Source organism: Bradyrhizobium genosp. SA-4 str. CB756 (assembly GCF_000473125.1).
In the GTDB taxonomy this organism is placed as follows: domain Bacteria; phylum Pseudomonadota; class Alphaproteobacteria; order Rhizobiales; family Xanthobacteraceae; genus Bradyrhizobium; species Bradyrhizobium arachidis.
The window spans coordinates 4,752,273-4,779,124 of the sequence record NZ_KI421499.1 but is presented as its reverse complement, the minus strand read 5'-3'; the positions used below and the strand labels follow the sequence as shown (position 1 = coordinate 4,779,124).

Sequence of the window (26,852 nt, the reverse complement as noted above, 5' to 3'; positions counted from 1 at the left end):
TTGAACAGGCATCTTGAGCACCCGATGTCTCGGGACTCGAAAGCAGGGAAGACGACCATGGCCAATGCGCAGCTTCAATCCGTGCTCGACCACATCGACAAGGATTTCGACAACAGCCTGGAGCGTCTGTTCTCGCTGTTGCGGATCAAGTCGATCTCCGCGGATCCGGCCTTTGCCGGCGATTGCAAGGCCGCGGCCGAGCATCTCGCCAAGGACATTGCGAGCCTCGGTGTCTCAACCGAAGTGAGGCCGACCGCCGGCCATCCCGCTGTCGTCGGCAAGACCGGAGCGGGCGGCCGGCCGCATGTGATCTTCTACGGTCATTACGACGTGCAGCCGGTCGACCCGATCGACCTCTGGCACAGCCCGCCGTTCGAGCCCGTCGTCACTAACCATGCCGATGGCCGCAAGATCATCGTCGCGCGCGGCGCCGAGGACGACAAGGGTCAGGTCATGACCTTCGTCGAGGCCTGCCGCGCCTGGAAGAAGGTGACGGGCTCGCTGCCGATCGACATCACCTTCCTGATCGAAGGCGAGGAGGAGGTCGGCTCGAAGAACTTCGTGCCGTTCGTCGAGGCCAACAAGGACGAGTTCAAGGCTGATTACGTGCTGGTCTGCGACACCGGCATGTGGGATCCGGAAACGCCGGCGATCACGACGGCGCTGCGCGGCCTGCTCTATGAAGAGGTGAAGATCACCGCGGCCAATCGCGATCTGCATTCCGGCGTGTTTGGCGGCACGGCGATGAACCCGATCCGGGTGTTGACCAAAATCCTCGGCGGCCTGTTCGACGACGACAACCGCATCACCATTCCCGGCTTCTATGACGGCGTGAAGGATACGCCGCCGGAGGTCTTGGAGCAGTGGAAGAAGCTCAACTTCACCCCGGAGTCGTTCCTCAAGCCGGTCGGCCTGTCGCTCCCCGCTGGTGAGAAGGGGCGGCTGATGGTCGAGCAGGCTTCCACGCGTCCGACCTGCGACGTCAACGGCATCTGGGGCGGCTATATCGGCGAGGGCTCGAAGACGGTGATCCCGTCGCATGCCTCGGCCAAGGTCTCGTTCCGGCTGGTCCAGGGGCAGGATCCCCAGAAGATCCGCAAGGCGTTCCGCGATTACGTGACGGCGCGGATTCCGGGCGACTGCAAGGTCGAGTTCGGCGACCATTCCGCCGCGCCCGCCGTGGCGCTCGACTGGAACATGAAGCCGCTCGCCGCGGCCAGCAAGGCGCTGGCGGAGGAATGGGGCAAGGAGACCGTGCTGATGGGCTCGGGCGCCTCGATCCCGATCGTCGCCGACTTCAAGCGCACCCTTGGCCTCGATTCGCTGCTGGTCGGCTTCGGCCTCGACGACGACAACATCCACTCGCCGAACGAAAAGTACGACCTCCGCAGCTTCCAGAAGGGCATCCGCTCCTGGGCCCGCATCCTCGCCGCGCTGGCGGAGGTGAAATAAGACGAGGTGCCGTAGGGTGGGCAAAGGCGCAACGCGCCGTGCCCACCATCGCTCAGTGATTACCAAAGGAGAAGACGTGGGCACGCTTCGCTTTGCCCACCCTACGAGACTGCGTCTCCCGTCATCCTGAGGTGCGAGTGGCGCGATGCTCTAGCATCGCGCCGGGAGCCTCGAAGGATGCACGGCCCCGATGCAGCCGGGCGTCGCCCTTCGAGGCTCGCCGAAGAGGCGAACACCTCAGGGTGACGGTGATGGTGATTGCGACCGCCAGCCCGAATAAAAACGCCGCCCGGGATTGGGCGGCGTTTCATTCCAAAACGTGCAGAGGTCGTTCGAAAGCGATCCTACACCAAATCCCGAAAATCTCAAGATCGGTAGCCCGGAAGCTCGCGGTCGAGCTTGCGCAGCAGCGGCGGCCAGACGAGGTTGGTCGCGCGCAGCTCGGCGCGGTCGCGGTTCGACAGCAATTCGGTGTTCTTCTCGATTGCGATCTCCTCAACCGGATAGACCGGCGTGCCGAGCGCGCGGGTGCGCACCTGCATCGAGCAGGCGCGCTCGAGGTGATACATGCGCTCGAAGGCGGAAGCGACCGAGCGGCCGACCGTCAGCGTGCCGTGGTTACGCAGCAGCATGTGGTTGTGGTCGCCGAGGTCCTTCTGGAGCCGCGGCCGCTCATCGTGATCGAGCGCGATGCCTTCATAGTCGTGATAGGCGAGGTCGTGGGTGACGAGCTGGGCGGTCTGGTTCAGCGGCAAGAGGCCTTCGGCGCTGCTCGACACCGCGGTGCCATCGAGGGTGTGGAGATGCAGCACGCAGATCGCGTCCTCGCGCACCTCGTGGATCGCCGAATGGATGGTGAAGCCGGCCGGATTGATGCTGTATTCGCTCTCGGTGAGCTGGTTGCCGTGCAGGTCGACCTTGACGAGGCTCGAGGCCGTGATCTCGTCGAACATCAGCCCGTAGGGGTTGATCAGGAAGTGATGGTCGGGGCCGGGCACGCGTGCGGAGATGTGGGTGTCGACCAGATCGTCCCAGCCGTACAGCGCAACGAGGCGATAGCAGGCGGCGAGATTGACCCGTTGCTGCCACTCGGCCTCCGTCATGTTCGACGGCACTTCCTTCAGGCGCGCTTCCGCTGGTGACATGGTCATCTCTCCGAACATCGTTGTTGCGGGGAGGGAGCGTAGTCTTGGTCTGGAGCGGCGGCAAGGCGCGCCAGGAGCGCGGCAGTTCAGCGTCGCCCGCATGGAGCGGGCTGCGCTGGAGAAAACTATTACGGCGCCGGGACCGACAGCAGGCTGGAAATACTGCGGCCGCGGATGTCGTAGACGCGGGCGAACACGACGTCGTCGCGCTTGATCTCGACCATCACGGGCGCGGTGAGGCCCTTGCAGTAGAACTCGCCGAGCGTCATGGCGAAATCGGCCGCGTTGGAATCCCAGCCGATGGTGAAGTCGGGGCCGAGCGCGACCTGCGCCGGGCGCTGCGGACCGCACACCGCCACCTTCCATTTGCGATTGACCGGGGGCACTTCCTGGCGCTCGACCAGCTGCTCGCGCAGCTCGTCGGAGGCCTGCTTCAGCGCAAGGCCCCAATAGTCCAGCATGAAGCGGTCGTCGGCGCCGCGCACGGTGCCGGCGATGTGGTTGAAGTGCGTGTATTGATAGGGATGCAACCGGATCATCTCGGCAAGCGAGAGCGCAAGGCCGAAGCAGAAGGTCGCGAGCACGACCGGTTGCCAGGTGCGGTGGTTGGCGCGCAGGCGCTCCATGGTCCAGGCGAAAGCGACGCCGCCGAGCACCGCCATCGGCGGGATCACGAAGACGAAATGGCGGATGCCGTTGTACAGCGCCGGCCGCTTCACCATCGCGATCGCGAGCGGCAGCGTCGCAGCCAGCGTCAGCATCAACAGGATGGTCTTGCGGCGGGCCGGGACCCCGCGGCGCGGCAGCAGCGCGAAGGTGCTGATCACGGCCCCGCCCATCAGCACCAGCATCACCTCGGGCAGCTGCAGCGCGAACAGCGTCGGCAGATAGGACCAGGGCATGTCGGGCACGGACACGATCGCGCCGTCGAACATCTCCTTCCAGGGCTTCTCGAAGAAGTGCGAGAAGTAGGTCAGCGCCTCGAAGGGATTGCCGGGCTCCATGATCGACCACGGCCAGATCAGGCCCATCACGAGATAGCCGAACACGAGGCCGGGCAGCAGCACGTAGACGACGTGGGCGAAGCGGCGGGCTGCCTCGCGGGCGCCTTCGCTGCGTAGCTCCTCCAGGAACAGCGGCATGAAGCCGACCATGGCGTAGACCAGCGCAAGCCCGCCGAGGACGCGGCAGCCGAGCGAAAGGCCGGCCCCCAAGCCGACGATCAGGATCGTGCGCGGCGATGGCTGCGGATATTCCTCCGCGAGCCGGACGAGGCCGAGCATCAGGATGATCATGGCCACCGCGAAAGGCGCATCCTTCGGGTTCATGAACATGTGGCCGTAGAAGATCGGGCACAGCGCGAGCAGCAAGAGTGAGGCAAGGCCTGCAAGAGGCCCGCCGATGCGGCGGCCGAGCCGCCACGTCACCGCAAGCCCGATCACGCCGACGACCGCGCCGACCAGGCGTCGGGTCTCGAACAGCTCGAGCGGAATGACCTTGTGAAGAAGGGCCGCGACCATGTCGAAGCCGCCGCCATACATATAGAGGTTGGCAAAGGAGAGCGCCGCGGTGTCCTTGAAGCCGGAACCGTACATGCGCAGCAGCAGATCGGCATATTCAGCGTGGGTGTAGTCGTCCCAGCCGAGCCCGTAGTCGCGGAAAGTCAAACCTGCGATGACGGCGACCGCGGCCAGCACCAGCATGGCGAGATCGTCGCAAGTCCGTTCGACCGAGCGCCGCTGAGGCGTGTCGATCGCCGAAGTCGTGATGGATGTCATGGCTATTGGTGACCCGGAATCCCCTCTCGGCCCTGCTGGTGCGCGCGGGCCTGCTCCCCGGACTCCGTATAGCGCAGTTCCATTACCAAGTAATTGGGCATTATGGCTAAATTCCTGATGCGACGCAGCAAAACCGGAACTTGGAAGCAGTTTAGCAATAGCGAATCCTAGCTGAAGGGAATGTGAATAAGTCCCTGATTTCCTTCTCTTTAGGAACGCGGCCTACAATTCGCCGTTGGCGTGGAACACCGTATGACGGTATCGTGGCGTAGAGGATGTCGCGTGTGGATGCGCGACCTGGGGTGGGTTCGATGACCTTGGCATTGTTGATCGCGGGCATCGTCGCCATCGTGGCGGGCCTCCTTGCGGTCGCTTTTGGCTTCACCGTCAGGGAATTCAGCCTCGGCAGCACCCTCATAATCTCCGGAACCATCGGCGTCTGCTCCGGAATGCTACTGGTAGGCCTGCATTTCGTGGTGCTCGAGCTGAGGGGTATCGCCCGCCGGCTGGCCGGATCGGCGGCGCCGTCCGAGGTTCGCGTCAGGCCCGTGCTGCCGGGCCTTGCGATGCCGGGTGCGCCTGCGCCCGAGCCGGCGCTTGCTCCCGCGGCAAGGACCGACTCGGCGCCGCCGGCTGCAAGCCCGCCGCCCTGGCAGAGCGAAGCCGCCGCCCGCGAACGTCCACGCGTCGAGCCGCCACCGCCGGAGCCGGACGCTCCACCCGCAGTTCCCGAAGCGCCGCGCCGGCGCAATCTGTTGTTCGCCTCGACCTCGCGCAAGGAGCGCGAGCGCGCGGAGGCGAAGACCGCCGATGGCGCGCCGCCGCAGCCGCCTGGAGCGCCCACGGAGGCCCAGGAGATGCCGCCCGCAAGCTTCGACGACGCCTGGCCGAAGCCGGACCGTGGACGGCCGCAGGAGCCTCCGGCCGCCCCGCGCCGGCCACCGCCAGCGCGCTCGCCATCGACCTTAGCAGAAGCTGCTCCGTTGCCACCTCCGCCGCTGTCACCACCGCCGCCCGCACCGGAACCGGAGCCACCGGCCGCCGAGCAGGCGCCCGTGACGGTGCTGAAATCCGGCGTCGTCGACGGCATGGCCTATTCGCTCTATTCCGACGGCTCGATCGAAGCGCAGATGCCGGAGGGCATGATGCGCTTTGCCTCGATCGACGAGCTGCGTGCCCATCTCGACCAGCGCAGCTGAGGCGCCGTCGCCGCTCAAGTAAAGCCTTACCGTTCTGGTCACGTCCTCAGTAATCAGCCCATATTCATCGGGCGTCTTATTTCAGCCGAACGTATTGTTGACACGGAATACTTTGGTAGCGTCTTTGCGCAGAGACGCGATTTAGGGAAAGGTCGAGGCCATGTCGGATGCCGGGACCAAGAATTTCATCGAGCTGACGGCGAGCATCGTATCGGCCTATGTCGGCAACAATCCGACGCCGGCTGCCGAGATTCCGAACCTGATCAGCCAGGTGCACGGCGCCTTGGTGCGGGTCTCGTCAGGCCGCGCCGAGGCGGTGCCGCTCGAGCCGGCAAAGCCTGCCGTGTCGCTGAAGAAGTCGATCGCGCCGGACTATCTGGTGTGCCTCGAAGACGGCAAGCGCTTCAAGTCGCTCAAGCGCCATCTGCGCACCCAGTACAACATGACGCCGGAGCAATACCGCGAGAAATGGGGCCTGCCCGCCGACTATCCCATGGTCGCCCCGAACTACGCGGTGGCGCGCTCGCAACTGGCCAAGCAGATGGGCCTGGGACAGCAGCAGCGGAAGCGGAAGTAGCGCCAGCCTCGGATCTCGTAGGGTGGGCAAAGGCGCGAAGCGCCGTGCCCACGACCTGTCTCCAACAGCAAAAATGGTGGGCACGCTTCGCTTTGCCCACCCTACGGGACTACGGCACCTTCTACGACGCTTCCGCCAGCGCCTCTTTCGCGTCGGTCTTGATGCGCTCGACCATCGAGCGGAGGCCGTTGGAGCGCTGCGGCGTCAGATGATCGCGGAAGCCGAACTCGTTGAACACGGCGATCGCGTCGGTATCGAGGATCTGCTGCGGCGTGCGGCCCGAGTAAAGCGCGAGCACGATCGCGACCAGGCCGCGCACGATATGCGCATCGCTGTCGCCGCGATATTTCAGGACCGGCGCGCCACCATCGCGTTCGACCAGCTTCTGGAGCCAGACCTGGCTGACGCAGCCGTTCACCTTGTTCGCGGCGGAGTGCTCGGCCTCCGGCATCGGTTCCAGGGTGCGACCGAGCTCGATGACGTACCGGTAGCGGTCGTCCCACTCGTCCAGAAGCTCGAAATTGTCCCTGATTTCGTCGATCGTCGTCATATCGGCCCACAGTTCCTGTTCGAGCCAATATAGGGACGCGAAGAGCCGAAATCGATAGGGTTTGGGGCCTAATTCGCCGCCTGAGGTCCGCGCCATTCCAGCGCGAGGTCGTCCTGGGTCAGGGTGTCGCGCGGCGCCTCGCTCGTCGCCGTGTCGCCTTCGCCGGCCAGTGCGATCGAGCCGGTGTGGTCCGGCGCCTTCTTGTTGTCGCTCTTGCCATCGCTCTTGGCGTCGTTCTTGTCGTTGGTGATCTGCTCTTTCTTGTCGTTGATGATCTGGTAGATCTTCTTCGCGCCGTCCTGGGCGCGCTGGCCGATGATGGTCGCGGCCTGTCCGCCGACCTCGCAGGCCGCCGGCTGGCGCTTGCAGAACTGGCTCATGTCGGACACGGCCGCGGTCGCAGCCTGCACCGCATCGGCGGCGCCGATCTGCGGCAGCTTCTCCGATTCGGGCGTCTTGTCCCGCGGCAGCAGCACGAGCACGAGCCCGAGCCAGAATGTGATGCGGAGCAGAAAGCGCATCTGATCGACCTGTATGTTAGATCCCGCCGCGGCGATGTCCGCGGGCTTGCGACCTAGCAACTCTCGATAAATCGCAAGTGATTGCTTCGAGCTTAATTCGCGGAAAATTGACGCAAAAAACTTCGTAAGGCCCCGGCCTCGTGAATTTCCGATTGATGCCGGGACGCAAGCGATCTTGCGGGCTGCCGCATCCACCATTTCGAAACCATGAGCGGGACGATGAAACCCTGTGTTCACCATTCCCACTGAAGACGTCGTCAAATCGTCTAAAAAGCCGCGCGTTGAGATCATGTCCGGCCGCGCGCGGCGCTGCCTTAGCACTCGTTTAAGGTCGCTCTGACACGGTGGCTCAACGACAAGGAGGCGTTCCGGCGCGTCTTTTGACGAGTGAGCCGAAGCGCGAGACCCGTGACAGTTTTGAGTATCATCCGCGATTGTCTCGATGCGCTGCTGCATCCCTCCGCGCGTTACGATGCGCTGACGCGTGCGCGCCATCGTGCGTTCATGGCGCCGCGGCTGCTCGGCAGCCTGGCCGCCTTCGCCGTTTTTCCTGTTTATCTTGCCATGCGCGGTGCGCCGAGCGCGATCGAGGTCGCCGCTTTCGCCTGGCTGATCGCGCCCATCCTGCTGTCCTGGTTCCTGTCGCGCACCGGCCGCTATGAAGGCGCGCATGTGCTGTCGTCGCTGGCGCTCGCCGGCCTGATCATGGCGATCGCGGGCACCACCGGCGGCATCGAATCCTTTGCCGCGATCTGGCTGGTCGTGGTTCCCCTTGAAGCTGCGCTGTCGGCCTCGCGCCGCGTCGCCGCTTTCGCCTCCCTGCTTGCGCTGTCCTGCGCGGGGCTGCTGATCCTCTTCAGCCAGCTCGGCTGGCTGCCGGCTGGCGACATCAGCGCCGCAGAACGCGGCGTGCTGATGGCGTTCGGTGTCGCCTCCGCGACGCTCTATGCCGCGGGCCTCGCCTTCGGTGCGGAATCGCTCGCGCGCACCAGCGTGACGCTGCTGTCGCGCGAGGAGGAGCGTTATCGCCTGCTCGCGCGCAACATGAGCGACGTGATCTCGCGGCATCGGCGCAACGGCGCGGTGCAGTTCATCTCGCCGGCCGTTGAGGCCATGCTCGGCATGCCGGTCGCGCAGCTGCTTGGTCACGGCCTGTTCGACCGCGTCCATGTCGCCGACCGTCCGGCCTATCTCACCGCGCTGTCGGATGCTGCGCGCGGCGACGTGCGCAGCGTCGAGTTCCGGCTGCGGCGCGAGCCTGATGGGGCCGAGCGCGGGCAGGTCGATTTCATCTGGGTCGAGATGCGGTGCCGGCCGCTCGATCAGGACATGAGCGGGGATGTCGCGCGCGAAGCCGAGGTCGTCGCGGTGATGCGCGACGTCACCGACCGCAAGCTGTCCGAGCAGGCGCTCGACCAGGCCCGCAGCGCCGCGGAGGCGGCCGATGCGGCCAAGACGCGCTTCCTCGCCACCATGAGCCACGAGCTGCGCACGCCGCTCAATGCCATCATCGGCTTCTCCGAGATGATCGCGCAGGAGCAGACCCTGATGCTCGGCGCTGCCCAGCGCAAGGAATACGCCGAGCTCATCAACGCGTCCGGCCAGCATCTGTTGTCGGTCGTCAACGGCATCCTCGACATGTCCAAGATGGAATCGGGCAATTTCGAGATCGCATCGGAGCCGTTCGCGCCGCGCGCCTCGCTGATGCATTGCTGCAATCTGCTGGCGCTGAAGGCGCGGGAGAACGGCATCGATCTCGTCACCGATGCGCCGCAGGATCTGCCTGTGATGACCGGCGATCCGCGCGCGTTCAAGCAGATCGTGCTCAATCTCGTCGCCAACGCCATCAAGTTCACCGAGCGCGGCGGCCAGGTCACCGTGACGGCCTCGGCTTCAAGCTCGCAGCTCACGCTGCGCATCAGCGACACCGGCGTCGGTATTGCGCCGGATGATCTGAAGCGCATTGGCGCGCCGTTCTTCCAGGCCGGCAAGACCTATCAGCGCCGCCACGAAGGCACGGGCCTCGGACTTTCGATCGTGAAGAGTCTCGTGGCGTTGCATCTCGGCGAATTGACGGTACAAAGCAGGTTAGGTGAGGGCACCGCCGTCACCGTCAAGCTGCCGCTCGTCTACACGCCGCCGCAAGCCAAGATCTTCGATGGCAAGCCGGCTGACAGCAAGGTCACGACCTTGACGCCGGTGCTGCGCCAGGAACCGCTCGACGACATCAACGACCAACCTGCTCTGGTGAAGAAACGTGCCTAAGAAGCCAGCCAAGGACGAAGCCGCTCCGCGCCGCCGTGGCGCCAAGGCTGCGGTCATCGACGTCGAGACCGAGCGCAACCTCGTGATGCGCGTGCTGCTGCACAGCCCGAAGGACACGCTGGCCGGTCTCGTCGCCATCGCCGCCATCGCCGCGATCGTCGCCAATGCGCTGTTCCTGCAGACCGGCCGGCATCCGGCGCCGATGTTCGGCACCGTGATCAATCTTCCCGTGCCCTCGTCGGTGCCGTTGTCGAACCCGTTGCCGCGTCCGCGTCCCGTCGGCGCCGACACCTCGCCGCTCGAGCCGAAGGCGACGGAGTTCCGCGTCGAGCCCAAGCCTGCCGAGAGGGTTGCCGAGCGCACGCCGGAGAAGCCGGTCGAGGCAACCGCATCGACCTCGCGCGCGGGCAACGATCCCATGACCAATCTGGTCAAGGCGACGGCCGCGACGCCGCCGTCCGCGATGCGGCCGCCGGCGCCGATCCCGCTGCCGCAGAGCCCGGCCGCGCGGCGCATCGCCGGCGTGCAGCGTGCGCTGTCCGAATACGGCTACGGCAATCTGAAGATCACAGGCACGATCGGTGGCGAGACACAGTCCGCGATCCAGAAGTTCGAGCGCGAGCACAAGATGCCCGTCACCGGCCAGGTGTCGGATCGCCTGCTGCGCGAGCTCGCCGCCGTGATCGGCCATCCCGTCGAATAATCGTCTGGGTTGCGCGTATCCCCGCTTCCGACGGCCCTCGCTGCCTCTGCGCGGACGGACACTTCATCACAATTGACTTGGGATTATTTTGTAGTTACAAAATAACCCTGTGAAGATCGTTTGGGACGAACCGAAGCGCCGAGCCAATCTCGACAAGCACGGGATGGATTTCGCTGATCTCAACGAGGCCTTCTTCGACAATGCCTTGGTTTTGGCCACCTATGGCAACCGCTGGCGCGCGATCGGCATTAACATTCGTGGCGTTGTCTCAGTCATCTTCGCGACCCGCGGAGCTGAGGGCGTAAGCATCGTCAGCATGCGCCCTGCCAGCAAGAAAGAAAGGAGGCTCTATGAAGAAAACCGTCTCTAAGAAGGGTTACACCGCACGGGACCTGCGTGCGGTGAGCGACAATCCGGAATGGACCAAGGATGACTTCGCCAAGGCCAAGACTTTCGATGAGGTTTTCCCGGGCATGCGAAAGGGCCGCGGCCCCAATAAAGCCCCCACAAAGCGACAGGTGACCTTGCGCCTGAGCCCTGTCGTGGTCGACTATTTCAAGGCCGAGGGCCCCGGTTGGCAGAGCCGGATTGACGAAGCGCTCGTCAAGGTGGTGAAGCGCAAGCGCAGTTCTGCCACGGGTTAGTTGATGCGCCTGAAATCAAACATCTGGGTCTCCGCTTATCTGCGCCGCTGCCAGACCGAGGGCGTGTTCGGCGCGGTGCGCCGCCGTGGCGCCGAGGAGGCAGGCGCGGTGTTCGTCAAGGTGTCGCTGCTCGATGGCAATGCGATGCTCTACGTGCCGGCGCCGCAGACCGTCTACGAGGACGGCCGCCCCGTCGATCGCTTCTTTGTGCCGGTCGCGCAGCAGCCTCTGCCGGAGCACACCATTGAGGAGCGCCTGACCAAGGAGCTCCGCTTCGATCCGGATGCGTGGATCGTCGAGACCGAAGACCGCGCGGGGCGGCATTTTCTGGAACTGGCGAAGACTTAGCGCTCTGACGACCCGCCCGTTCCCGTCCGCACCGCAGGCGCGGATCCCGGCTGCACGTCCGGACGCGTCTGGCTCGCGCCGGCACGGGCGCGCTGGCGCTCGCCGTCATGCAGCGAGGGCTGGTACTTTGCCCGCGTCACGGCGAGCGTGGAGCCGCGCCAGGCCGCCAGCATCACCAGGGCCGAGCGGTCGCTGAGGCGGTCGTAGAGCCGCGACAGCCGGTACACCTCGTTCACGGAGTTGCCGATCTCCGGCTTGAAGAACAAGAGGATGCGCTGGAAGTTCGGGCTCGGCATGTCGAGCGCGCGCGCGGCGACCGCGAGCGCTTCGCCGCCGGCATCGTCGACGATTTGCGCGGCGACGCGCGAGGGCAGGATCAGGCTGTCGCCGAGCTCATAGGTGAAGTTCTCGACGTCATTGGCGATTGCCGCCATCTCCAGGATGTGGATCGCGCGCTTGGCGCGCACGGTCGGAATCCGCGGCGCGGCCTTCAGCGGTGTCTGCGCCAGATTGTGCAGGATCAGCGCGCGCTCGGAGGCGCCGGCGCGGAAGAACATGTCATGGATCTCGGCCGCCTCCTTCGGCTGCATCGCCATGTTGGCGGCCATGCGCGCTTCCGCGTCGGTCGGCGCGCGGCGAGGTGAGGGCGCTTGTGCCGGCGCGGGGATCTCGCGTGCAAGCGGAACCCTGCGGCCTTCCTGGGTCGCGACCAGCCCGAGCTTCTGCAGGACCGGGACCGGCGTCTGCGCATAGATCGCGAGCTTCGCCTTGATGGCCGCGCGCGTCGCATCATCGACCTGGTCGATCAGCCGCGTGGCAAGCTCGACGAATTGCCGCTGCTCGTCGTCGCTGTGGGTGCTTGCCTGAACATAGAGGTCGGTCAGCACGCGCAGCAGCGTCGGACGAACATCGACGCCTTCACGACGTGACAGGGTCATCAGCCCGTCGAATCCGGGAAACAGCGACTTGGTCATGGAGAGGTACGCAACTTGGAAGAGACACTTGCGGCGAGCCTAGCGCAGGTTCGTTTAAAGCCTCGTTAAGGAAAACGAGGCGTGAAGCCCGCCCTGCAAATTAAGGCATTGTCGTGCCGCAACGGGACGGCGCGGCGAAGACCGTGCGGTTACGGTCCAAGGGGCGTGTTTACACCCCGTTAACCATGAGCTGATCTTAATGAACCCATGTTGCAGGGGCGCGTTCGGTTGCGCGGCAATTGAAGAGAGCTGACATGGGGACCATCATCGAATTTCCGGCCGGTCGCCGGGTAGGCTCGTCGCGAGACACCACGCCGCGCACGGACACGGGAACGATCGTGATTCTCCCGGTCATCCGTATCGAGCGCGAGAGCGACGAAACCAGCGGCGATCGCGGGCCGGAGCAGGGCACAGCGCCGGGGCGCCGTCGTCGCCGTCGCTAGATCCGGCCGTTGCAATGCCGGAAGCCCCCCGCCAGATCCGCAAATTTCCATCGGCCATCCTGCTCGCAGCTCTCGGCGCGAGCCTTGCCGCCTGTAGCGGCGGCGATTTCGGCCGCACCCGCGCTGACATGCGCAGCGATGACATGCATCGCTGGCTCGGCGTTGAGGCTACCGGCAGCCTCGGCCTGAAGGCCTCGCAGTTCCAGCTCACCGATGAAGAGCGCCAGCTGCGCGACCTCGCCTATCCCATGATCGAGCCGCCGCTGTCGCGTCCGGCCTGGAAAAGCGTGTTCGGCGACTACAAGACGATACCTTCGCCCTGGCACCAGAAGATCGTGTTCGACCGCACCATGTACGGACGCACGCTGATCGACGAGCCGCACCGCTCGCACTCCTCGCGCTACGCGCAGTTGATCGAGGACGTGCGCAACGACATCACCCGTTTCGAGCCGTTCTTTGCCTCCGCGATCCGCGTCATCGACCTCGACAGGAAACGCAATGCCACCATGGCCCGCGTCTCCGAGCTCTCGCCGCGGGAGAGGGAGGATGCCGTTGCGCGCATGCAGGAGAACTCGCTGATCGTGCAGTGGGTGCAGCAGTGCCTCGAGCAGCGCGTCTCCTCCTATCGCTGGGCGCTGGAGCGCCTGGTGATCCAGGCGCCCGACGGCATGGCCGCCGACGCCGACCGCCTGATCGGCGAGCTCGCTGCCCAGACCGCCAACCCGCCGGTCATGAGCCAGCCGCCTTACGGCCGCGCGGTGGTCTCGAAGGGCTGAGCGGTTTGCGTGGGCCGGGCCGTCGCCCGGACCCTTCCGGCTTGCGCCGCTGCTTCTGCAGCTTCCCGACAAAATCCTTCAGGGCATCCGCAAGCGGCACGGATGCGCGATAGGCGAGGCCGACCTCGCGCTTCACCTTGACCTCGATCTTGCGCAACGCGACGTCAGGATTGCCCTTCGCCACGCCTTCCGGGACGATGGCGATGCCGACGCCGGCGGCGACGAGTGCCATCGCCCAGTCCTCCGATTGCGCGATCGCCGCGGTCTGGCGCCGCTGCGCATTGCGGCCGAAGAATGCGCTCTGCTCGCAATGGCAGCGGTCGATCAGGGGGACGTCCGCAAGATCGGCGGCACGTAGCTTCTCCTTCAGCGTCAGCGGATGCGACGGCGGCAGCGCCGCGACATAGCGCTCGCTCCACAGCGGCACGAAATGCTCGTCGCTGCGCAGCATGCTCTTTGCGATGATCCGCGCATCGGCGCGCTCGTCGCTGCCGACGAGGCGGAGCGCGACGTCGCTGCGCGCGGTCAGCGGCTTCAGCAGTGCGATCGTCCGGGGCACGTCGAGCGTGCGCATCAGGCCGAGCGTGAGCGTGGTCCTTGACGCAGGCTTCCTGAACAGGCTGCGCGCGGCATCGGCCTCGTCGATGATGCGGCGCGCGAGGACGTGAAACTGCTCGGCCGAGGCGGTCGGCGCGACGCCCTTCTTGTGCCGGATGAACAGGGTGGTGCCGAGCTCGGCTTCGAGATTGGTGATCGCCGTCGAGATCGACGGCTGTGACACGAAGCAGGCGCGCGCCGCCGCGGTCAGATTGCGCTCGCGGTAGACGGCGGCGAAGTAGCGAAGCTCGCGGATGTCCATAGGATAATCCTAGAGATAGCATAAATATTCGATATTTTACCTATGGTGAGGACGATGACAAGAACGCGCCTGTCACAACAGGCGAGGGTCATCCATGAAAATCCACCATCTCAACACCGGCACGATGTGCCCCGTCGGCCGCCGCCTGGTGAACGGCACCGGCAGCCTGTTCCGGCGTGCGCGTCTGGTCTGCCATTGCCTGCTGGTCGAGACCAATCACGGCCTCGCTCTGGTCGACACCGGCATCGGCCTTGGCGATATCGCAGAGCCCGACCGTCTGGGTCGGCGATGGCTGCGGCAGACCGCGCCAAAACTCGATCCCGCCGAGACCGCGGTCGAGCAGGTGAGGGCGCTCGGCTATTCACCTGCCGACGTGCGCAACGTGCTCCTGACGCATCTCGACCGCGATCACGCCGGCGGCGTGCCCGACTTTCCCCATGCCGCGATCCACGTCCACCGCGCCGAATACGACATGGCGGTGCTGCGACAGCCGGCGCCGCCGCAAGGACGCTACGTCACGGGGCAGTGGGGTCATGGTCCGCGCTGGGCGTTTTACGGCGAAGCCGGCGAAGACTGGTTCGGCTTCAAGGGCGTGCGCGCGCTCGGCGACAGTGAAGCGGACGTGCTGATGATCCCGCTTGCCGGTCACACGCTCGGCCATTGCGGCATCGCCGTGCGCTCGGGCGACACATGGCTGCTGCATGCGGGCGACAGCTATTTCCACCACGGCCAGCTCGACGCATCGCCGCGCGTGCCGTTGATGCTCGGCTACTTCCAGCGCAAGGGCGACATGGACCGCGAGATGCGGATCGCCAACCAGGCCCGGCTGCGTGCGCTCAAGCTGAGCCACGGTGATCGCGTGAGGATCGTCAACAGCCACGATCCCGCGGATTACGAGCGCTGCCGATGCGGAGGGCATTGAGCGCGCGCCTTGCAGGGCGCACGCTCGCCACGGTCTCTATCCGCCGGCGCCAGCTTTTTGATTCAGCAAAAGGCATTGCCTCACTGTCCGCGCGATCGCGGCCGGTGCCTCCTCGGGGATCGCAAAGCAGGAGCTCGCGTTGATCTCGCACAGCACGTAAGTGTCGGCGCCCGTTGCCTCGCGCGGCCCGTACAAAAAGTCCGCGTCCCAGATCACCGGCAATGACGGCTCATCGATGCCGAGCGTCGCCATCATCTGCGGCGTCCATTCGTCCTCCATCGCTCGCCGCAGCGCCTGGAATTGCGGCGCATCGGGCCCGTGCATGATGCGCGGGGCCGGGCTGCGCTTCGGGCGAATCCGGCCCCTCCGGCGGCGGCGGGATCAGGGCCTTGATCTTCTGGTGCCCGCAACCTGCGACCCTGGCACGTAGCAGCGGATCATGCCGTCAATATTGGCCAATGCCTCCACCTTCCAGACGCCCTGGCCGCCATTGCCGCGGTTCTGCTTCAGCACGCGCGGGCCGCTCGTCCGAAGCCGCGGCGGAAACTCCTCGCGGAAGCTCGCGGCCGTCTCGTAGCGATGCGTGTCGGTATGCCAAGCGCGGCGAGGGCCTCGAAGACGCGGACGAAGCGGCTGTTCTGCGCTGTGGCGTCGCGACGCGCGGGAGCGTCTCCGCGGGAGAGGATGGCGATAGCAGGTCGGTGAGAGGAGTGTCGTTCGGTGTTCATGCGCAAGCTCTACGAATTTGCGTGCTGCGCAGAGCTTCGACCTGGGTCTCACGGGGAGTCTGCATCGGCCCCACCCCGAGAATTGGTCGCAGGATTTCAAGAGAGCTTCGGTTCCATTCCCGCGGTGAACTCTTCGTGACGCCCATCCGGCGGTTTCGCGGGATGCTCCGGTTGACAGCCCGGCGGTCCGGGTTTCTACGTTAAGGCATCGGGGATGTGCGATCTCCCCGTGAGGCGACATGCCCAAGCATCGCGTCCTGATCTTCACCAGGGGCGTAGCATGTCATTTTTTACGATCCCATCCGGAAAATCTTCTCGGCTTCCCAATGCGGCACGGCGCGCCAGCGCCTGCGCGGCGCTGATCGGCATCGCCGCCGGCTTCATCGCGGCGGCTCATGCGCAGGACGTCGACTGGCAGAAGGTCGATGAAGCGCTCGGCCGCAAGGCGGCCGCCACCGGCGACGTGCATCGCTACGGCTTCCCGCGCACCGATCTTGCGGTGACGCTCGACGGCGTGACCATCAAGCCCGCGCTGGCGCTCGGCGGCTGGGTCGCGTTCAAGCCTGCGCATGGCGGCGTCATGGCGATGGGCGATCTCGTGCTGCTCGAATCCGAGATCAACCCAGTGATGCTGAAGATGATCGGAAACGGGCTCGAGATCACGGCCGTTCATAACCATCTGCTCGGCGCGAGCCCGGCGACGTTCTACATGCATGTGGCCGGGCACGGCGATGCCCTCAAGATCGCGGCCGCCCTGAAAGACGCGCTCGCCGAAAGCAAGACGCCGCTGTCGCTATCGCCTCCAGCGGCTCCTCCGCCCGCCGTCGATCTCGACACGGCGCAGCTCGACCAGATCATCGGCGTCAAGGGCCAGGCCAATGGCGGCGTCTACCAGTTCAATGTTCCCCGTCGCGATCCAGTCAGCGAGGACGGCATGCAGCTCAGCCCCGCCGCACCGTTGGGTCTCGCAACCGGCATCAACTTCCAGCCCACCGGCGGCGGTAAGGCGGCGATCACCGGCGACTTCGTGCTGGCCGGCGACGAGGTCAACCCCGTCATCACGGCGCTGCGCTCGCACGGCATCGCCGTGACGGCGCTCCACAGTCACATGCTGGACGAGCAGCCGCGTCTCTTCTTCATGCACTTCTGGGCCAACGACGACGCGGTCAAGCTCGCCGGCGGCCTGCGCGCCGCGCTCGACAAGACCGCGAGCGCGAAGAACTGATCCGGGAAGGTGCGGGGACGAGGCGGAATTCGACCGTGCCTCAGCGAATGGCTGCCACCATGGTCGTGACGATGAGCGCGATCGTCACGAGCGCTCCTGCAACATAGAGGATGGTTCTGACGCTGCCGCCTTTGGCGGCGTCGCCGCCACGCAAATAGATTGCAACGTGAGCCTGACGGATCGCGACGTAGACCCATACCAGCGCTGCAAGCACAGCCGGCCTGACGCCGACCATCATCGCCAGCACGGCGGGGACGACGAATGGCGTCAACGCCTCGACCGCGTTCATGTGGACGCGATCGATGCGGTAAAGCGGGTTGGTGTCATCCGCGGGCAGGACAGGTCCGGAGAGTGCCCCGGCCCGGCCTTTGGACGATCCCGAATGCACCGCGAGCACGATGGACGTGAGGCAAAGCAGAAGCACGCCTGCAATGCTGTACGAGTAGGCCGCCATACCGATCTCCGTCATCGACGCTCGCGTCGCATTGAACAAGCGAGAGTCAGGCCTCGCGGGCGATGCGCTCGGCGAACCGCCGAAGGTAGAGCGGCCAACCCTGATCGCTCTCGACGGCTGCGCGCTCGCCTTCCCAACCTTCGCCATGCCGTTCGAGGTGGCGGTGCTCCAGTTCCAGTCTGGTCCGGCTCGGCGTCTCCGCGATGAACCGCACCTCCCATTCACTGGTCTTGTCGGGATCGGTCTCGATTTGCCAGCGCGGGCTGATGTCCCAGCTGAGAAGCACGCGATGGGGCGGTTCAAACGCCAGCACCCGCGCCCAGCGGCATTCGCTGCCGTCAATGCCGCGATCAAAGACGTGTCCGCCCACCCGAGCCTCGAACACGGTCTCTGCGATGGGAACGGCGAGCAGATTGTGCTCGCGCGGCTTGAAGCTGCCGAAGTCTTCGGTGAAGACCTTGAACGCGCGCTCGATAGGCGCCTCGACGACGATAGAATGCTTGACCGGCGCGGCCGATATGCGTGCGTTCATTGCTTATCCTCCGATGGTTTTTCAACGGCTTCCTTGTAGGCTGCCAGCGTGCGGCTCCAGAACCGGTCGAGCCACGCGCGCATCTGGCCGAGCCCTGCCGGATCGATGTGATAAACGTTGCTGGCACCCTTCGGCTCGGCACGAACCAGACGAGATTCGCGCAGCACCTTGAGATGCTGTGATACGGCCGACTGCGAAACGGTGAGCTCTCGCGTGATCTCAACGACCGTGCGAGGCCGTGCGCCCACCAGTTCGAATATCTGCCGGCGGGTCGGATCGCCAAGAGCGGCGAGTTGCGCGCTGTCCTTAGCCATCGCGAGCCACCCGCTCCAGGCCATGCCTGCGGGGATTGCCATTCAGCGGCCAATTCAAGCGATAATTAGTCATGGCTTATGATTAGTGAAAACTAATTATTGTGTCAATCACTGCCGGGCGAGAAATCGCATCTCCGTCAGGATGGGTCGCTTGCGCCATCCTCGTCGGCCTGAAGGATCGTCTCCGACAGCAGCGCTGCGGCTTTCTGAAGTGGGGCGATGAACCGGTCGAGCTCGACGAAGCTCACGCGTGCCACGGGAACGGAGACGCCGAGGCAGGCGATCAGCTCGCGATCCGGAGACAGGATCGGCACGGCGCAGCCGACGACTCCGCGCACATATTCTTCATTGGTCTTGGCCCAGCCGCGTTTGCGGGTCTCGTCGAGGACCTTCATCAGGCTGTCGACATCGACGATCGTTGTCTCCGTGTATTTGGTGAGCGCGAGTGCGCGGCACAGCTTCTCACGCGCCCGCTCAGGCAGCCGGCTCATGTAGATCTTGCCGGTCGACGTGCAGTGGAGCGGCGCCGCTTCGCCCGGATTGAACTGGAGCCCCTGCGGCTGTGACACGCGGACGCTGTCGACGTAAGCAACGACGTTGTCCCGCACGACGCCGATCTCGCACTGCTCGCCGATTTCGGCCGCGACCGCGCGGAGCACGGCATGCCGGCGCGCGGTCCGGAAGGCTGCGCCGATGACCTTGGCGGACAGCGTGACCAGTTGATTGCCGACCACGTAGCGCTTCGTGCCGAGCGCCTTCTGAAGCAGCCCGCGCTGCTCGAGATTGCCGATCAGCCGGTGCGCCGTCGGCAGCGGCAGTGACAGCGCGCCGGCGATTTCCGCGACCGAGGCCGCTCTGGTCTGACCGGCGACGTAACCGACGATCGCGAAAGCGCGGTCGAGCGGTCCGTCGGTGCTGGCTTGCGACATCTGCTTCTCCTGATCGGATGCAAATAATTATCATTTTTCGGAATAAAAGCTATTGAAATATGAAAATCAACTTGGAGAGCGCCGCTGGTTGCCCATATCGTCGGCGCTGCCAAACGATGAACAGGATTTGTGCAACGCAGAACGAGCCCTGCCGGGCCGGGAGAATGGGATGTCTGGCCACTTCGATGTTGATGCTGTGCGGAAGGAGTTTCCGGCGGTCGAGCGGATCACCTATCTCGACTCCGGCTTCCAGACGCCGCTGGCGCGACCGGTCAAGGCGGCGATCGATCAGTTCCTCCGCGAAGGTCTCGAGACGGCTGGCCCCAAGAGCGTGTGGCTCGATCGTGTCGAGCAGACCCGCGAAAAGCTGGGGCGGTTTCTCGGCGTGTCGGCCGATGAGATCGCCTTCACCAAGAACACCTCGGAAAGCATGAACATCGCCGCCAACGCGCTGCCGCTGCGCGCCGGCGACAAGGTCCTGATGATCCATGGCGATCATCCCAACAACGCCTATGCCTTCCTCAATCTGCGACGCAAGGGCGTGACGGTCGAGTTCGTGCCGATGACGGAGGTCGTGAACGCCGAGAGCGTTCGTCCCTACATCGATGCCGGCACGCGGGCGATCTCGATGTCGCAAGTCACCTTCCACGCCGGCCATCGCTTCGACATCGAAAGCATCGGCGCCCTCTGCGCGGAGAAGGGGCTCTATTTTGTCGTGGACGTGATGCAGGCGATCGGCGTCGTGCCGATCGATGCCAAGGCCATGCGCGCGACCTTCGTCGGGTCGGGCAGCCACAAGGGGTTGCTCGTGCCGCAGGGGCTTGGGCTCCTCTATTGGGACAAGTCCAGGACCGAGCTGGAGCCGGCTTATCTCGCGGCCGCCAGCCTTGCGGAAGTCCCGGCCGATCTGATTGCCCGTCCTGACAGGCTCGATCTCGCCACGAGCGCGCGCCGTTTCGAGCTCGGCAATTTCAATCTTCCGGCGATCCATGCGCTCGGTGCCTCGCTCGACATGATCGAAGCGCTGGGCGTCGAGAATATCCAGAACCATTGTCTCGACCTCGGCGATCATCTCATCGCCGGGCTCGATGCGCTGGGCGTTCGTCTCGTCGGCCCCCGCGCGCGGCAGCATCGCGCGCCGCACATCTACGTCATCGCGCTGCCTGCCGCCGAATGGCTCGGCCATTTCGAGCAGAACGGCGTCCGTGTCTCGCCGGAGCGTGACGGCATTCGCGTGTCGTTCGGGATGTTCAACAATTTCGCCGATGTCGATCGCCTGATCGATGTCATCAAGCGGCGCGGCGTGAAGCCGTCATCCAGGGCCGCCTAGGCTGTTCTTCAGAGGGGAGATGCACATGACGAGTCTTGCGCGTGTATTGAGCGTTCTGTCCGGCCTTGCGGCCATCGCCGCCTTGGCAGGCCCTGCGGTCGCAGCCGACAGTCCGACGCTTGCCAAGATCAAATCGAGCGGTGCCATCACGATCGGCCACCGCGAGGCCTCCATCCCGTTCTCCTATCTCGGTCCAGATCAGAAGCCGATCGGCTTTTCGCTGGACCTCTGCGCCGGCATCGTCGAGCGCATCAAGACGGAGCTCAATCTGCCGAACCTCGGCGTCAATTATGCGCCGGTGAACTCGTCCAACCGCATCCCGCTGATCCAGAGTGGTACGGTCGATATCGAATGCGGCGGCACGGCGAATGACAGGAAGCGCCAGGAGCAGGTCTCGTTCTCCGTCGCCACTTTCGTCAGCCAGCCGCGCTGGCTGGTCAAGGCCGACAGCGGCCTGAAGACCGCCCGCGATCTGAAGGGCAAGACCATCGTCGTCACCCAGGGCTCCAATGCCGTGGGCTTTGCGCAAGGCGTCAATGCGAAGGAGCAGCTCGGCTTCAACATCGTCCAGGCAAAGGACCATGCGGAATCCTTCCTGATGCTGAACACCGGCCGCGCGGCCGCCTTCATGGAGGACGATATCCTGCTCGCCGGCCTCAAGGCCGCCGCTCCGAAACCCGACGCGCTGATCTTCCTCCCCGAGGGCTATGCCAAGATCTATTATGGCCTGATGTTCACGAAAGGCGATGCAGGCTTCAAGGCGCTGGTCGATGACGTTCTTGCCAAGCAGATGGCGTCGGGCCAGTTCGAGAAGACCTATGCCAAATGGTTCACCAAGCCGATCCCGCCCAAAGGCGAGAACCTCGCGTTCCCGCTGACGGACGAACTGATGGAACGGATCGCACATCCCAGCGATGCGGTCGACTAGGCAATAGCGGAGCGCATCGCGCAGAACTGCTCGCACCCTGAGCTTCGAGGTTCGCCATGTTCACAGTGCTTTTTGAGCAGACGGCGGATGGCCAGCGCTATATCGACTGGCTGCTGTCGGGCCTCGGCTGGACGCTGGCGCTGGCGTTCTTCGGCTGGTGGATCGCCTTTGCCGTCGGCGTCATCGTCGGCATCGGCCGGACCGCGCAGAGCCGGATCGTCGCGGCCCTGGCGCGGCTCTATGTGGAGATCTTCCGCAACATCCCCGTGCTGGTGCAGATGTTCCTCTGGTACTTCGTGCTGCCGGAGATCCTCCCCGCCGCGCTCGGAAACGCCATCAAGCAGATTCCCCCGCCGTGGGGATCGTTCTTCCCGGCGCTCGTGTGCCTCGGCCTCTACACCGCGGCCAGGATCGCCGAACAGGTTCGCGCCGGGATCGAGGCGCTGCCGAAGGGACAGGTCGAGGCGGCAAGCGCGCTCGGGCTCGGCGGTTATCTGACCTATCGTTACGTCATCCTGCCGCAGGCGCTGCGCCTGATCATCCCGAGCCTGACCAGCGAGGTGATGGGCATCTACAAGAACACCTCCGTCGCTCTCACGATCGGGCTGATGGAGCTGACGGCACAGGCCCGGCAGATCAGCGAAGCGACGTTCCAGACCTTCACCGCGTTCGGCGCTGCGACGCTTGTTTACCTCGCGCTGGCGCTCATCGCCTACCAGGGCATGGCGCTGATCGACAGGGCCGTGCGCGTTCCGGGCACGGGGCACGCAGAGGATGCGGTCGAACCGGCGTCGATGCAGGCCGCCGAACAGGTCGGCTCTTTGCCCGATGCGATGGAGGTCGTGAAATGAACAGCCTCGATTTCTCCATTGTTGCTCAGGCATGGCCGTATCTCTGGTCGGGATTGCTGTTTTCGCTGGCGCTGACCGCGGTGGCTTTCGTGGTCGGCTTGATCCTCGGCACCTGTTTGGCCCTGGTGCAGCACTTCGAAGTGCCCGTGCTTGGCAAGCTCGTGCGCGGCTATGTCGCCTTGATGCGCTCGATCCCGCTGATCCTGGTCCTGTTCTGGTTCTTCTTCCTGGTGCCGATCGTGCTCGGCCATCTCGCCGGTAACGGCCGCCCGATTCCGATCGGCGCCACCTGGACCGCGTTCATCACGTTCGGTCTGTTCGAGGCCGCCTATTACTCGGAAATCATCCGCGTCGGGTTGCGGGCGGTGAACCGGGGACAGTTCGAGGCCTGCCAGGCGCTCGCATTGTCCACCTTCGACACCTATCGCTGTGTGATCCTGCCGCAGGTGCTGCGTGTCGCCAGCCCGATCATCCTGAGCCAGACCATCATCCTGTTCCAGGACACCTCGCTGGTCTACGTGCTGTCGCTCACCGATCTGCTCGGCGCAGCCTCCAAGCTCGCGCAGCTCAACGGCCGTCTGGTCGAGATGTATCTGGTCATCACGGTGGTCTACCTCGCGATCAGCTCTGTGGCATCGCAATGCGTAGCATCCTTGCGCAAGCGCTATGCGATTGCGGGAATGCGCCGATAGACAAGCGAAACCTTCGGAGGGAGCAAATGCTTCAGCAGATGAACGGGAACGGGGCCAATCGGTCCGCTTCCATCGTCACCGTCGAGAACCTGGTGAAGCGGTTCGGCAGTTTCACGGCCCTGAGCGACGTCAACCTGAATGTCGCTGCGGGCGAGAAGATCGTGCTTTGCGGTCCCTCGGGCTCGGGCAAGTCGACGCTGATCCGCTGCATCAATCATATCGAGAAGCATGACGGCGGCCGCATCGTCGTCGATGGCGTCGAGCTGACCGACCGGATGGGCGACGTCAACAGCGTCCGCCGCGAAGTGGGGATGGTGTTCCAGAGCTTCAACCTGTTTCCGCATCTTTCGGTGGTCGAGAACTGCATGCTGGCGCCGATGAAGGTGCGCGGCCTGTCCCGCGCGGAAGCGCAGGAGCGTGCGCTCGGCTTCCTGCGCAAGGTGCGCATTCACGATCAGGCGAACAAATATCCGGGGCAGCTGTCCGGCGGCCAGCAGCAGCGCGTCGCCATCGCGCGCGCGCTGTGCATGCAGCCGAAGATCATGCTGTTCGACGAGCCGACCTCCGCGCTCGACCCGGAGATGGTCAAGGAGGTGCTGGAGACCATGGTGGAGCTCGCGCGGGACGGCATGACCATGGTCTGCGTCACCCACGAGATGGGCTTTGCCCGCGAGGTCGCCGACCGCGTGGTGTTCATGGATCGCGGCTCCATCGTCGAGGAGGCCGATCCGGAAACCTTCTTCCGTGCGCCCGAGACGGAGCGGGCGAGGGCGTTCCTCGGCCAGATCATCCATTAGGAGCGGGTTGGCTCTGCGGCGACAATGAGATCCTGACGGTTCTCATCCTCGATGCTGCCCCAGCGTTCCTCACCATCGGAACGAAGCCGCCACTTCATAGCTACGCGGCGCGCCGAGGATGATCTCGTCGGCGTAGCCCGGGTCGCCCCAGGCCGCATAGCGCTTGTTCGTCAAATTCCTGACCCGGAATGAAATCCGCGTCCGGTCCACCCCCGGGAAGTACGCTTTCGGGATGTCGACGAATGCGAACGCATCGAACGTGGTGTAGGCATTCATGACGAGCAGATTGTCCTGGAAGTTGAAGCGGTCGCCGACGTGACGCATCAGGCCCCCGATCTCGACCGGCAGCGTCGTGTCGAACCGGTACGAGGCGCCGGCATTGGCGATGAAGTTCGGCACGTTGGGCGGCGTCTTGCCTGAATAGGACTGGAATACGCCATTGCCATCGACATAATTGAAATCGATGAAGCGCGACTGCACGAAGGCGACGTTGCCCCACAGTTTCAGGCCGGCGGCCGGGTTGATCGCCGCCGCAATCTCGATGCCCTTGGATTCGATCTTGCCGGCGACGTTGAAGACGATGCCGCTCTCCGGGACGTAGACGTTCTTGCGCTGGATGTCGAAGGCCGAGAACGTGGCCTCGGCCCGCTTGTCGGCCGATAGCACCTTGACGCCGGTCTCGTAGGTGCGCGACGTCGTCAGCAGGAGCGGCACGGACGGTGCGAGGATGAAGATGTTGGCCACCGTCGGGTCTGCCGCGGTCGCGTATTGGCTGTACAGCATCACGCCCGGGGTGATGTCCCAGGTGTAGCCGACGCGGCCGGTGACGGGATTGAACGTCGTCGAGAAGGGATACCCCTTCGCGGACTCCAGCGTGCCGTCGGGGAAGAAGCGGGTCCGGTCCAGCTTGATGTCCTCGAACCGGATGCCGCCGATCAACGCGAAGGTCGAGGTCAGCTTGAGCCGGTCCTCGAACGACAACGAGGCGGTGTTGACGCGGGTGTAGATCTTCTCGTCGCTGCGAGGGCCGTAGGGCCCGCGGTCGGGATTGAGCAGGTCGACGTAGTCGTTGAAGAACAGCGTGTCCTGCGAGACGTTGAACTGGTTGTTGCTCGCCGCCACGGTCGCGACGAAGCGGTTGTCCATTCCGCCAATGCTGGAATTGACGGTGAGGTCGGTGATGTTGCCGTAGAGCCGCTGCGCGTGATCCAGCGCCAGGCGCTCGCGATAGATGCTCTGCGCGCCGGCGAAGTTGCCGACAGTCTGGTCGAACGACGAGATCTCGTTGTTGAACCAGTGCCGGTGCGCGTCATAGCCGTAGACTTGGCTGCGCAGCGAGATGCTGTTGGTGATGTCCCATTGGAAGCCGCTGCGCAGCCAGAGCTCACTGGCGCCGCTGTGATTGTCGAGCACGTTGTAACTCGTGGTCAGCGTACGCGCGTCGATCGTCGGCGGGACTGGCGTGCCGCCGCCGAGGTAATAGTTGCTCCAGACCCCCGAGACGATGCCATTCGTCGGCACGATGCCCGGCCCGTTCGCCGGTACGATCGGCGTGCCCCAGTAGAAGCGGTCCTTGTCCTGCCTGTATTCGGCTGCGCCCCAGACCTTCAGGCTATCGTTGACGCGATAATTCAGCTGGCCCGAGACATTGCTGAGCCTGGAGTAGCTGTCCTCGATGAAGCTCTTGTCGTTGAAATGGCTGATGTCGAAGCGGTAGTCGAGGCCATCGATCAGCGTAGAGCCGCCCGAACCATAACCGGCGCGATAGCCGTTGAAGGAATCGTAGGAGGTGAAGGCTTCGTTGACGATCGGACCGGTATGCGGCGCTTTGGTCACGTAGTTGACGGCGCCGCCGGTTGCGCCAAGACCTGCCACCAGCGAGTCCGGTCCCTTGATGATCTCGACCTGCTGCAGGCCCGCGACATCCATGGGACGGCCGGTCATGGTCGACGGCCCGATCGGAATGCCGTTGTAGAGGGTGTTGAGCTGATCGCCGGAAAAGCCGCGCATCGAGAAGATCGCTGGTGCCCCGGGCGCATCGCCGCCAGTCACGCCGACTGCCGCCTTTGCGACGTCGGTGGTGGTCCGGATGCCCAGGTCCTGCATGGTCTGCTGGCTGATGACCTCGACGGTCGCCGGCGTCTCCCGGGCCGAAATGCCGAGGCGAGAGGAGACCCCGGCGACGGCGGCGGTGTTCAACGGTGTCGTGTCGCCGGCGGGCGGGTTGGTGGGCCTTGCAGCGATCGGTGCTGTCGGTCTTCGCCCCGTGGCCCGGCGGGCGGTCCGAGGCTTTTGGTTGCCCGGGCTGATTGCAGGCGCCGTCCTCGGTGTGGACGGGGAGACAGTCACTGGACCGATCTCCACGGGCGGCTTGTCACGGTCCACGCTCTGCGCGATCGCAGCCGCCGACAGCGACACGGAAGAGAGCAGGGAGATCAGGAAAACACGTGAATAGCCTGGCGCAACGCCGGCACGAGAATGAAGAGTTTGCACGACAACGCTCTGCGGCGACGCAAATAAACTGTCACCGCGGTTGCCTTAGTCATCTACCTTCGCCCCAGGCGGCAGATGCAGCGGCTACTTGTCCGACATCGGGGCACCCCGCCCAATGCGTTCGCGCGTGACTCATGGCTGGCAGCAGGTTTCCTGGCTCGCGGGTCATCGCCTTCGACCGCCTTCCCAGAGGCCCGAACGGGGCTCCAGTGGTTCGTTTGGTCGTCGGCTATCCGCCTACAGTTGCGGGGGCAGCCGCGGAATTGTCCGTCGAGACGGACGCACCGCATTCCCTTGAATAGTCCTTGCGGACACTACCGATCATGAAACTGGCAGCTGGCGATGAAGCCGTCAATATCCGAAGGGGACCCGTCGATTGGCCCGACCTTCGATAATGGCCATGTGTGGCTGTTTTGCCCGACC

29 protein-coding genes and 1 riboswitch are annotated in these 26,852 nt (G+C 64.7%); of the genes, 17 read left to right on the top strand and 12 right to left on the bottom strand.

The window, feature by feature from the left end:
- Positions 1 to 57: 57 nt before the first annotated feature.
- Positions 58 to 1,452 carry a M20/M25/M40 family metallo-hydrolase gene (locus BRAGE_RS0123415; protein WP_027558757.1) on the top strand — a complete coding sequence of 465 codons (1,395 nt, stop codon included), beginning with the start codon at positions 58 to 60 and terminating at the stop codon, positions 1,450 to 1,452.
- A 365-nt stretch (positions 1,453 to 1,817) separates the two neighbouring features.
- Here BRAGE_RS0123415 and BRAGE_RS0123410 read toward each other — a convergent pair whose 3' ends face one another.
- Together BRAGE_RS0123410 and BRAGE_RS0123405 are read right to left on the bottom strand one after the other, a co-directional pair.
- Complete coding sequence (locus BRAGE_RS0123410) at positions 1,818 to 2,597, bottom strand: class II aldolase/adducin family protein (RefSeq protein WP_027558758.1); 780 nt, start codon at positions 2,595 to 2,597, stop codon at positions 1,818 to 1,820.
- A 128-nt stretch (positions 2,598 to 2,725) separates the two neighbouring features.
- On the bottom strand, positions 2,726 to 4,375 hold the full coding sequence (locus tag BRAGE_RS0123405) for a glycosyltransferase family 39 protein (protein ID WP_027558759.1): 1,650 nt from the start codon (positions 4,373 to 4,375) through the stop codon (positions 2,726 to 2,728).
- Positions 4,376 to 4,686: 311 nt separating this feature from the next.
- Between BRAGE_RS0123405 and BRAGE_RS0123400 the strand changes: the two genes are divergently transcribed.
- Complete coding sequence (locus tag BRAGE_RS0123400) at positions 4,687 to 5,574, top strand: hypothetical protein (protein ID WP_027558760.1); 888 nt, start codon at positions 4,687 to 4,689, stop codon at positions 5,572 to 5,574.
- A gap of 160 nt (positions 5,575 to 5,734) precedes the next feature.
- A complete protein-coding gene (locus BRAGE_RS0123395) occupies positions 5,735 to 6,151 on the top strand; it encodes a MucR family transcriptional regulator (RefSeq protein WP_027558761.1) in 417 nt (138 codons plus the stop codon).
- A 121-nt stretch (positions 6,152 to 6,272) separates the two neighbouring features.
- Here the strand turns inward: BRAGE_RS0123395 and BRAGE_RS0123390 are convergent, their stop codons facing one another.
- Both BRAGE_RS0123390 and BRAGE_RS0123385 read right to left on the bottom strand, forming a co-directional pair.
- A complete protein-coding gene (locus BRAGE_RS0123390; protein ID WP_027558762.1) occupies positions 6,273 to 6,701 on the bottom strand; it encodes a SufE family protein in 429 nt (142 codons plus the stop codon).
- 68 nt (positions 6,702 to 6,769) lie between these two features.
- A complete protein-coding gene (locus BRAGE_RS0123385; RefSeq protein ID WP_027558763.1) occupies positions 6,770 to 7,222 on the bottom strand; it encodes a DUF5330 domain-containing protein in 453 nt (150 codons plus the stop codon).
- Between the two features lie 408 nt (positions 7,223 to 7,630).
- Between BRAGE_RS0123385 and BRAGE_RS0123380 the strand changes: the two genes are divergently transcribed.
- From BRAGE_RS0123380 to BRAGE_RS0123360, 5 genes are all read left to right on the top strand, one after another.
- On the top strand, positions 7,631 to 9,487 hold the full coding sequence (locus BRAGE_RS0123380; RefSeq protein ID WP_027558764.1) for a PAS domain-containing sensor histidine kinase: 1,857 nt from the start codon (positions 7,631 to 7,633) through the stop codon (positions 9,485 to 9,487).
- A complete protein-coding gene (locus BRAGE_RS0123375; protein ID WP_027558765.1) occupies positions 9,480 to 10,190 on the top strand; it encodes a peptidoglycan-binding domain-containing protein in 711 nt (236 codons plus the stop codon). The genes BRAGE_RS0123380 and BRAGE_RS0123375 overlap by 8 nt, the downstream gene beginning before the upstream one ends.
- Positions 10,191 to 10,299: 109 nt before the next feature.
- Positions 10,300 to 10,560, top strand: coding sequence for a BrnT family toxin (locus tag BRAGE_RS0123370; RefSeq protein ID WP_027558766.1), 261 nt, complete (start codon positions 10,300 to 10,302; stop codon positions 10,558 to 10,560).
- Positions 10,541 to 10,834, top strand: coding sequence for a BrnA antitoxin family protein (locus BRAGE_RS0123365; protein ID WP_028146350.1), 294 nt, complete (start codon positions 10,541 to 10,543; stop codon positions 10,832 to 10,834). Before BRAGE_RS0123370 ends, BRAGE_RS0123365 begins: the two co-directional genes overlap by 20 nt.
- A 3-nt stretch (positions 10,835 to 10,837) precedes the next feature.
- Entirely contained in the window at positions 10,838 to 11,182 is a 345-nt protein-coding gene (locus BRAGE_RS0123360) for a DUF1491 family protein (protein WP_027558768.1), read from the top strand.
- On the opposite strand, the gene BRAGE_RS0123355 is transcribed toward BRAGE_RS0123360, so the two are convergent.
- A complete protein-coding gene (locus BRAGE_RS0123355) occupies positions 11,179 to 12,156 on the bottom strand; it encodes a DUF2336 domain-containing protein (protein ID WP_027558769.1) in 978 nt (325 codons plus the stop codon). The two genes, BRAGE_RS0123360 and BRAGE_RS0123355, sit on opposite strands and share 4 nt — an antisense overlap.
- A gap of 254 nt (positions 12,157 to 12,410) precedes the next feature.
- Between BRAGE_RS0123355 and BRAGE_RS0123350 the strand changes: the two genes are divergently transcribed.
- Positions 12,411 to 12,599 (top strand): hypothetical protein, encoded by a 189-nt coding sequence (locus BRAGE_RS0123350; RefSeq protein ID WP_027558770.1) that lies wholly within the window; start codon positions 12,411 to 12,413, stop codon positions 12,597 to 12,599.
- Positions 12,600 to 12,613: 14 nt separating this feature from the next.
- Entirely contained in the window at positions 12,614 to 13,375 is a 762-nt protein-coding gene (locus BRAGE_RS0123345; RefSeq protein ID WP_027558771.1) for a hypothetical protein, read from the top strand.
- Here the strand turns inward: BRAGE_RS0123345 and BRAGE_RS0123340 are convergent.
- Entirely contained in the window at positions 13,329 to 14,234 is a 906-nt protein-coding gene (locus BRAGE_RS0123340; protein WP_027558772.1) for a LysR family transcriptional regulator, read from the bottom strand. The genes BRAGE_RS0123345 and BRAGE_RS0123340 overlap by 47 nt on opposite strands.
- Before the next feature lie 94 nt (positions 14,235 to 14,328).
- Between BRAGE_RS0123340 and BRAGE_RS0123335 the strand changes: the two genes are divergently transcribed.
- Complete coding sequence (locus BRAGE_RS0123335) at positions 14,329 to 15,156, top strand: MBL fold metallo-hydrolase (RefSeq protein WP_027558773.1); 828 nt, start codon at positions 14,329 to 14,331, stop codon at positions 15,154 to 15,156.
- Positions 15,157 to 15,192: 36 nt separating this feature from the next.
- On the opposite strand, the gene BRAGE_RS56865 is transcribed toward BRAGE_RS0123335, so the two are convergent.
- A complete protein-coding gene (locus BRAGE_RS56865; protein WP_027558774.1) occupies positions 15,193 to 15,480 on the bottom strand; it encodes a hypothetical protein in 288 nt (95 codons plus the stop codon).
- A gap of 684 nt (positions 15,481 to 16,164) precedes the next feature.
- On the opposite strand from BRAGE_RS56865, the gene BRAGE_RS0123325 reads away from it, so the two are divergent.
- Positions 16,165 to 17,109: a DUF1259 domain-containing protein gene (locus tag BRAGE_RS0123325; protein ID WP_084334244.1), complete on the top strand. Its 945-nt coding sequence runs from the start codon at positions 16,165 to 16,167 to the stop codon at positions 17,107 to 17,109.
- 40 nt (positions 17,110 to 17,149) lie between these two features.
- Here BRAGE_RS0123325 and BRAGE_RS0123320 read toward each other — a convergent pair whose 3' ends face one another.
- The 4 genes from BRAGE_RS0123320 to BRAGE_RS0123305 all read right to left on the bottom strand — a co-directional run bounded on the left by BRAGE_RS0123320 (position 17,150) and on the right by BRAGE_RS0123305 (position 19,338).
- The gene (locus BRAGE_RS0123320; RefSeq protein ID WP_231164312.1) at positions 17,150 to 17,602 is read right to left on the bottom strand and encodes an MAPEG family protein; all 453 of its coding nucleotides are present in this window, start codon (positions 17,600 to 17,602) and stop codon (positions 17,150 to 17,152) included.
- 7 nt (positions 17,603 to 17,609) lie between these two features.
- Positions 17,610 to 18,095, bottom strand: a complete 486-nt coding sequence (locus tag BRAGE_RS0123315; RefSeq protein WP_027558777.1) for an SRPBCC family protein — start codon at positions 18,093 to 18,095, stop codon at positions 17,610 to 17,612.
- The gene (locus BRAGE_RS0123310) at positions 18,092 to 18,409 is read right to left on the bottom strand and encodes an ArsR/SmtB family transcription factor (RefSeq protein WP_027558778.1); all 318 of its coding nucleotides are present in this window, start codon (positions 18,407 to 18,409) and stop codon (positions 18,092 to 18,094) included. Before BRAGE_RS0123310 ends, BRAGE_RS0123315 begins: the two co-directional genes overlap by 4 nt.
- A gap of 137 nt (positions 18,410 to 18,546) precedes the next feature.
- A complete protein-coding gene (locus BRAGE_RS0123305) occupies positions 18,547 to 19,338 on the bottom strand; it encodes an IclR family transcriptional regulator (protein ID WP_027558779.1) in 792 nt (263 codons plus the stop codon).
- Between the two features lie 169 nt (positions 19,339 to 19,507).
- Between BRAGE_RS0123305 and BRAGE_RS0123300 the strand changes: the two genes are divergently transcribed.
- The 5 genes from BRAGE_RS0123300 to BRAGE_RS0123280 are packed head-to-tail and all read left to right on the top strand — an operon-like array spanning position 19,508 to position 23,936.
- Positions 19,508 to 20,668 carry an aminotransferase class V-fold PLP-dependent enzyme gene (locus BRAGE_RS0123300; protein WP_027558780.1) on the top strand — a complete coding sequence of 387 codons (1,161 nt, stop codon included), beginning with the start codon at positions 19,508 to 19,510 and terminating at the stop codon, positions 20,666 to 20,668.
- Between the two features lie 25 nt (positions 20,669 to 20,693).
- Positions 20,694 to 21,596, top strand: coding sequence for an amino acid ABC transporter substrate-binding protein (locus BRAGE_RS0123295; RefSeq protein ID WP_027558781.1), 903 nt, complete (start codon positions 20,694 to 20,696; stop codon positions 21,594 to 21,596).
- A gap of 56 nt (positions 21,597 to 21,652) precedes the next feature.
- Positions 21,653 to 22,447, top strand: a complete 795-nt coding sequence (locus BRAGE_RS0123290) for an amino acid ABC transporter permease (protein WP_027558782.1) — start codon at positions 21,653 to 21,655, stop codon at positions 22,445 to 22,447.
- Positions 22,444 to 23,139: an amino acid ABC transporter permease gene (locus BRAGE_RS0123285; RefSeq protein ID WP_027558783.1), complete on the top strand. Its 696-nt coding sequence runs from the start codon at positions 22,444 to 22,446 to the stop codon at positions 23,137 to 23,139. Before BRAGE_RS0123290 ends, BRAGE_RS0123285 begins: the two co-directional genes overlap by 4 nt.
- Positions 23,140 to 23,165: 26 nt before the next feature.
- Positions 23,166 to 23,936 (top strand): amino acid ABC transporter ATP-binding protein, encoded by a 771-nt coding sequence (locus BRAGE_RS0123280; RefSeq protein ID WP_027558784.1) that lies wholly within the window; start codon positions 23,166 to 23,168, stop codon positions 23,934 to 23,936.
- 69 nt (positions 23,937 to 24,005) lie between these two features.
- Here BRAGE_RS0123280 and BRAGE_RS0123275 read toward each other — a convergent pair whose 3' ends face one another.
- Complete coding sequence (locus BRAGE_RS0123275) at positions 24,006 to 26,429, bottom strand: TonB-dependent receptor (protein ID WP_063631286.1); 2,424 nt, start codon at positions 26,427 to 26,429, stop codon at positions 24,006 to 24,008.
- Positions 26,430 to 26,555: 126 nt separating this feature from the next.
- A riboswitch (cobalamin riboswitch) is annotated at positions 26,556 to 26,763 on the bottom strand.
- Between the last annotated feature and the right edge of the window lie 89 nt (positions 26,764 to 26,852).